The sequence below is a fragment of the Novipirellula sp. genome (assembly GCF_041583735.1).
GTDB lineage: Bacteria > Planctomycetota > Planctomycetia > Pirellulales > Pirellulaceae > Novipirellula.
Genome location: NZ_JBFHFD010001005.1, coordinates 1 through 1,852, shown reverse-complemented (window position 1 = coordinate 1,852; position 1,852 = coordinate 1). Strand labels below are relative to the sequence as shown.

General features: G+C 52.9%; 1 protein-coding gene. It reads right to left on the bottom strand.

The features are described from left to right. Positions 1–193: 193 nt before the first annotated feature. Positions 194–1,588 carry an IS4 family transposase gene (locus ABX962_RS35515; RefSeq protein WP_145207138.1) on the bottom strand — a complete coding sequence of 465 codons (1,395 nt, stop codon included), beginning with the start codon at positions 1,586–1,588 and terminating at the stop codon, positions 194–196. Positions 1,589–1,852 lie beyond the last annotated feature (264 nt).

Here is a 1,852-nt window from a genome sequence, read left to right as displayed (position 1 = left end):
TCCCCGATTATCACCCCCCGAGGCCACAGGACGCAACCGTCGGGGATTTTTAAGTTTCAAATGGTGATCTCAAATCTCCTGACTCTAACGTTTTCTATGCACCGGATTTTGCCGGATAGGCGAAGTCCGTCAGGCCCGGAGGGCCGGCAGAGTGGATGCCGGTGGCGTGAGCCCAATGCCACCTACTTTGTGGTCATTCGGGTGGTATATCATCGGGCTGCTGTTTTTTTCTTCGAAGTGACTTCTGGAATTTCGTTGTCTTTTGGCGCCGCGGGTGGGCTATGCGTGGGTAGCTGCGAGGCAATTTTCGATTGGGAAGTTTGCGGCCCGCTGCGCTCACCAAAGCGCCGTGATAAGCCAGCCTCCATTCCTCCAGGGTCGTAAGCTTTTCACGTAGCAGATGATGCTTGAACGTCGTCCAAACTCCCGTGAAGCTGAGCTCGCGAGGGTCAACTCGAATCAATTTCGCTGCTTGTTTGCGTAGCTGAGCGACAAGATTATAAGCGATGATCGATCCCATTAGCTCCTTCATCACCGTGTCGACACTCTTGGCGCGAATGTTTTCTGTGTCCATCGTCACTTTGACATCGCGGATATCGAACTCCACATCGTAGCGACGAACGTACAGGGCAGCGGCCGAGTGAGCGTCCGTCTCAAGGCTCGTCACGATCTCCAGCGTGTCTCCATTTTCAAGTTCAATTTGGTGGAGAAAGACTTCGATAGACGTGTCTTTACTAAGATCGAGATTGGTTCGGCGGTCCTTCGGTGTCGGCCGCCAAATCAAGTGAAACGTCTTGTACCCGTCCCCTTGGTCGACCAACGTAGCCGACTTGCGGTACGACCTGAATCGCTGTTTGGTCAGCCGCAGCACGAAGTCTTGGTGATGTAATTGGCAGTGGTGGGCGACATTAAAAATCCCAAAACCGCTATCAGCCAGAACGATCGAGCGTTTCGGGAGTCGTTCAATAATCGGCTTGGCTTGCTCAAGTTCACTTTTGTTGTCCGCTCCGTACATCGGATCGACTTGCGGCAACAACGCGCACCCGGTCTGCATTTCATTTGCGACCAGCAATCTCGCAATAGGCCAAACCGTCTCTCCGTGTTGGTTGGACGCCGGCGGGAACGCTTTCTGAAGTGCTTCGGTCGGAGGAAGCGTGATCGTCGTCCCATCGATAATGAATACACGTCGATCGAGAAAGGCTTTGGGAGCGCGGGAAGCAAGGTGATCGCAGATTCGATGGGAAAACTCTTCCACGACAGCGAGCGGAATCCTTTTTCTGGCGGCGTTGTAGGCCGAATTGTTTTCGGAAAGGCGATTCTCTTGAACCCTTCGATTGTCAGGCAAAATATCCGTATGATTTTTGAGCAAATCTGCGACGGCATCGGTTAGTGAGATGCCTCCTTCGAGCCGTTGTAAAACGAGTAGCCAGAGGGTCGGGGCCTGCGTATAGACCATCCGCGCGTTGGCACAATCGTGATCCTCAAAGACCCGTTGTAGTTTGGGTAATTCAAGAAGCTCAGCCAGCAACGCTTTGGCTTTGCCAAAGCGAGACTCTTCATCGGCACCGAGTGTCGTCGGGTCGACCATGGCGATTCCCAGTCAGAAAGGCAGTAAGTGTAAACTTACCTGCCAGGCGCAAAAATCGTGCCAAAACCGGGTTTTTGGGACCGCGCCACCCGATAGGGTCCAGAATAGGTGGCATTGGGCTGACGCCACCGGCAAGCATTGTGCCAGCCCTTCGGGCTTCATCACGGGTAAACATAGAAAACGTTAGTGTCAGCAAATTTGCATTTTTCAATTCGCAGTTTTCAATTCTCAATTTGCAATCTTCCGTCCGGCCAAACTCCTCAC

Coding starts and splice junctions, on each gene's coding strand:
- ABX962_RS35515 (WP_145207138.1), bottom strand. CDS start 1,588: ATGGTCGACCCGACGACACTCGGTGCCGATGAAGAGTCTCGCTTTGGC.